Here is a 5165-nt window from a genome sequence, read left to right as displayed (position 1 = left end):
AATTGCCTTTGCCCATCTCGGCCTCCTTGCCTCAAAATTAGGGAAGAAGGCGTCTACAGATCTAGGGGCTATTCAAAAACGCGGGGCTATTCAAAAGACGGGCTTTTATTGCCTGCAAAGAGTCTTCCGCCAACCCCAAAATCATCTTTTCAACTGACATTGATGTTCCCTCCCGGCAATGCACACAAAGTATTAACCAAACGCATCTGCTCGACAGTGTCGCATTTAGCTTCGCGCAGACGCGGAGCCCCGAGAACCAGGGCCAAACATTTTGCGCGCGAGACGGCCACGTTGATGCGGTTGAGCGAGAACATGAAGTCCATCCCGCGCGAAGTTTCCTCAGCAGAGGATGCCGTCATCGAAACGAGGCAGACCGGCGCTTCCTGCCCCTGGAATTTGTCCACCGTCCCTACCCGGATCACCTCGGGCAAGGCCTCGCGTAGCGCGTTAACCTGAGCGTTGTAGGGCGCGACGACGATGATATCAGACTGACGAATGGGGCGAGTCACGCCGTCCTTCTCTTTCCAAGCGCCCGTCAGCAGTTCCTCGACGGCATCTTGGATCGCCTCGACTTCTTCCAATGCGACCTGTGCGTTCCCTTCATGTGCCACCGGCACCCAATAAGCGCCGGCTTCCGGAAAACTCGTGCCGGTCACCGCCTGGCGGGCTGTATCGGGGTGACTCTCGAGACGCCCCTCGTAGACCTGATCCGAAATGAAGCGATTGACCTCCGGATGCATGCGCCGTGTCACGCCCAGGAAAATCCCGCGGTCCGGCGGAATGGTGGCGTGATCACCCAACATCCACTCCAGACAGGACAGGTTCGCAGGCGCCGGATGCGCGCCTTGGATCACCTGCGGCAACTGGCGCGGGTCGCCCACCAGCACGATGTTGCGCGCGGCCCGGCCCATGGCGGCCATGTTGGCGAGCCCCACCTGTCCGGCCTCGTCCACGAACAGCCAGTCAAAGGCTTGAATGTTCTCTTCACGGGCAAAGAAGAAGGCCGTGCCGCCCACCACCTGACTACCTGACGCGGCTTCCGCGTTGTCGTTGGTGCGGCGGATCGGGCAGTCCTCAGGATAGCCGTCCTCATCTCCGGACACCTTGTGGATGAGCTCCAGGTCTATCGGAAGATCTTCGTCTTCCAGCGCCTTCAGACATCCCATCAAGACGTTGCGAATGGCTTCATGGGAATTGGAGGCCACGCCCACCCGTTTTCCTGCTCGGACAAGCGACAGAATTGCACGCGCCGAGACATGGGTCTTACCGGTCCCAGGAGGGCCCTGAATGGGCATCACCGTTTCATCCATTCGCCCGACTGCCGCGATGGTGCCTGCGACCACGTCACCCTGAGGCAGAATTGGGCCCGAGCCCGTCAACCTCGGGGCCGATCGCGAGAGAAGATCATCGACGGCGCGGTAGCTCCGAGGACCACACTGGTCATCGATCACATCACGAAGCGCCGACGCGATCACCTCGGCATTGATCGGCTTGTCCGGATGGAGTGTCAGGCGGTCCGCCAGGAGATCCGCCCGTGCTGCTCCAATCTTCAGCGTAATCGTGCGCCGCGTTCGATCGAATTCCTCGATGCTCACCGATGTGAAGCCTTCGGGGGTCGGAATGCTGGCCTTCTTGCCCCCGCGCAATTTGCTTTCCTGCACAGGGAAGCGGTAGCTGCGCTGCACTGAGCGCTTGATCGGCTCGGCGGGCCCGGTCGCGACGAGGCCTCCCAAGGCGTCAAGATCATGGATCAGATCCTCATCGTCTTTGCCCAGACTGTCAAAGATCGCCCACCAGGCCGGTTTGGCCTCTCGTTTATGAAACATCCCAAGGTCGAACAGCATCGACTGTCTGTCTTCTGGGAGGCGTGACGCTGCGAGCTGTGCACGCAAGGCCTGAGCCTCGACATCCTCCTCATTTTCCTTCGCATCGGCAGGTTCAATGAGCTGTGGCCAAGGACCTTCGGGGCGGATTTCAACCAACCAGTCGCGGAGGCGTTCCGTCGAGACACAGTCGATGCGATTGTAGTCCTCGATCTCGTCGAGGATCTGCTGCTCGCCGGTTTCTCGCCAATGTTCGTAGGCCACAACCGAACCGCCCGCCGTTTTGACCTCGCCCTTGCGTTCGAGCCCGTAGAAGGCTTCCAGAGACTTGATCGAATAGTTCGGCTCGGAGCAGATTAGTCCTCCGCGCACAACGGCATAGAGATCCACAAAGCGGCGCTCCCGAAGCAGCCGGTCCAGGAACGCCTCACCAATCCCGTACTTCGCGGTCAGGCGGCGCAGGGCCGTGATTTCGTAGGGAGCGTAGTGATAGATCCGCGCCTGCGGGAACTTTGCGAGCTGGTCCCGGAAGAAGTCGAGCAATTCCGACAGAACCCGCGCCTCTGCCTTGTGGTCATGCGCCCAGAAGGCACGAAAGCCACCGTCGAACCAGACGCCATGCAGATATTCGAGCCCGCCTTCGTAATGGGGGTCCCCCTCTATGTCGTAAAAGAGGTCACCAGGCTGCGGCGCCGGCAACAGATCAAATCCCTTCCCGAGTTGGGGCGGACGCAACTCATAGTGGGGTGCCCCTAGCTTCCGGGCATTCTGAAGGCGTGCCTGGGTGCGTAGTTTTTCCAGCGTCTCATTCGCCATGCCGCGAATTGGGCCTGCATACGTTGCCAGCTCCGCCATCGTGGAGATCCCGGCGGCCTCCAGCTTCTTGACCTGCCCCTTGGCGATGTTCGCCACGTTGAAAAGACTGTCCTCGGCATCCCAGACACTGCTGCAGTGATCCGCCCACCGACAGAGAGCGCAATCGGAACAAGGTATAGGCCGCGTCGTCGCGGGTTCAGCCACAAAGGCCTCAAGTCTAGCGCGAGCGGCGCGCGCGTAATGGGCATAGTCCGCCAGCCGCAGGGTCGCCCTCTCGCCTGTCCCCAACTCGACATGGGCAAATTCGGGTGCCACGCCTTGTATCTCGGTCAGAAGGTCGGAATAGAGCACCAGTTGCAGCACGTGCTTCGGGTGAGGCTGGCGCTTGAGCTTGGTATCGGCCACCTCATAGCTGAACGGTCCCAGAGCCGAGGGGCGCTCGACCCGTTCCAGGAAGTCTGACCATCCGCCCCAGTTGCCCGCGAGAAACGCGCCCTGGAACACCACCCCAGCCCCTGTGGCAAGTGCGGCGCGGGTTTCTTCTGCGTCGGCAGCCAGATCACCCCGATCGATCTCTATCACATGCCGCCCGGATGCCTTCAGCTTCGCCAAATGCGCCGCCTCATGCGCATCCCCCTGCTTCTGCAGCAGGGCAGCATCTTCGGTGTCTCGACCGGGCTCAGGCCCCTCGCCGCGCATGCGCAACAGATCAAGCTGGGTTGCGTGGGCGCAGCCCATGAAGCGCATCAGATCCGTCGCAGAGAAAAGGATATTGCCGCCGAATGCCCGCATGGGTTCCTACAATTAATAAAGAGCGCAACTCAAAGCGAAATCGTCTCCGAGTTGCGCCTTGTTCAATAACCCAAATGGGTGTCAACAACTGTCACGCACAACATTGCGCGGCAACGGAATACGACGAAGCATTACCCCGATTTCTTCGTGATGCTAGGTGCTTAAAGATCACGCCTCTAGCTTGGACGCACGATCCGCAGGCTTTTCGGCGCGATCAGCGAAGGGGCCTTGCCTTTGGCGCCCATCCGAAGTGAGAACCCGCGCTCGATCAGCGCCGCCGCCTCGTCCAGCGTCTTCACATAGGTCGCATGTTCGGCATGGTGCTTGTGCTTGCCATGTGCCGGGTCGGCAAGTTGATAGCCTTTGGTGGTGACCGCCGGTTCCTCCACCACGCCGCTCCGGGAGGAGATCCGTTCAATCCTGATGACACGTCCGCTCATGTTGCAGTTCCTTCTGCCAAGTTGGTGCGCCCCGCCGAACCCAAGGAACTCGTGCTGAAATGACCTGCTTAGGTAATCACTCGACAGGGCGCAGGAACCTTCCTAGCCTGCGAGGGTGTCAAACTCTGACAGGCTCGCTCGGTGCGCTTATGTCTTTCGCGAAAGCCCAGGATCTGATCCGCCTCGCTCAAATGGCAGCGGCACGGCGGTATGGCATCAGCCTCGAAGACATTTGCGCCGAGTTCGACGTTTCGCACCGAACCGCACAGCGCATGACCGACGCTCTCGAAGAGACGTTCGGCAACGTCACTGCGGAAGACGGCGAAGACAGAAAGCGTCGCTGGCGCCTCTCCGATCCGCACCTCGATCGGCTTCAGCTGCGCCAAGAGACCGGAATCGAGGCACTGGAGATCGCCGCGCGCGGCGCCGAGGCCGATGGACGCCTTCGACACGCACAGGGTCTCACCGATCTTCGCGATGGGCTCCTCGCCAGGCTGTCCTCACGCAGCGCAGCCCGCGTCGAAGCCGATGCCGAAGCGGTTCTGACAGCAATGGGCCAGGTGACACGACCCGGTCCACGCGTCAGCGTATCCCCTGACATTCTCGACGCGATCATCGAGGCGTTGCGCGGCCCCTTCCGGCTGCGCGTTCTCTACAATGCAGACACGACGTCGCGCATCCTCGAGCCACATGGTGTCCTGTTGGGGCATCGCACCTATCTTGCTGCCCGTGATCCCGCCAAGGCCGATGAGGTTCGGAATTTCCGGATCGATCTCATCCGCGAGGCAACTACGCTCGACGAGAGCTTTGCGCTGAAGGAAGGGTTCACCATTTCGGACTATGCCGCGCAGTCCTTCGGCGTCTGGCAAGACCCGGAACAATATGGAGAGGTCGTTTGGCGTTTTGCGCCGGAGGCGGCCGACCGCGCGGCGGGGTTCAGGTTTCACCCGGATCAGATCCTCGAGCCGCAAAATGATGGCAGCCTGATTGTTCGCTTCCATGCCGCCGGATGGCTCGAAATGACCTGGCATCTCTACCAGTGGGGCGACAAGGTTCAAGTTATCGCGCCCGAGGGGTTACGCAGGATGGTGGAGGACTATCGCCGATCCGATTTTGGGGCGATGCCGTGATCGCGATTTTCAAAGGAGATGTTTGATGGACGGCAGTTTGAAATTCAGCGCGCTCAAGGAAAAACAGCGCGCCATTCGGGCCGGCTTCTGCTGTGACCCCCGACATTCATCCAGCTGATGCCGGAGTCCGCGGTTGAGTTTGGCGCGGTTGCGCCGCGGGAGCA

3 protein-coding genes are annotated in these 5165 nt (G+C 60.6%); 1 reads left to right on the top strand and 2 read right to left on the bottom strand.

Annotated elements, in window-relative coordinates; translation table 11 throughout:
* Nucleotides 1-149: 149 nt before the first annotated feature.
* Nucleotides 150-3431 (bottom strand): TM0106 family RecB-like putative nuclease, encoded by a 3282-nt coding sequence (locus KTQ37_RS16455; RefSeq protein ID WP_218631594.1) that lies wholly within the window; start codon nt 3429-3431, stop codon nt 150-152.
* 176 nt (nt 3432-3607) lie between these two features.
* On the bottom strand, nt 3608-3871 hold the full coding sequence (locus KTQ37_RS16450; RefSeq protein WP_218631593.1) for a hypothetical protein: 264 nt from the start codon (nt 3869-3871) through the stop codon (nt 3608-3610).
* A 149-nt stretch (nt 3872-4020) separates the two neighbouring features.
* On the opposite strand from KTQ37_RS16450, the gene KTQ37_RS16445 reads away from it, so the two are divergent.
* Nucleotides 4021-5001, top strand: a complete 981-nt coding sequence (locus KTQ37_RS16445; protein WP_218631592.1) for a helix-turn-helix transcriptional regulator — start codon at nt 4021-4023, stop codon at nt 4999-5001.
* The last annotated feature ends 164 nt before the right edge of the window (nt 5002-5165 follow it).

This window comes from Sedimentimonas flavescens, from assembly GCF_019264375.1.
In the GTDB taxonomy this organism is placed as follows: domain Bacteria; phylum Pseudomonadota; class Alphaproteobacteria; order Rhodobacterales; family Rhodobacteraceae; genus Rhodobacter; species Rhodobacter flavescens.
This window is presented reverse-complemented; position numbering and strand designations above follow the sequence as displayed.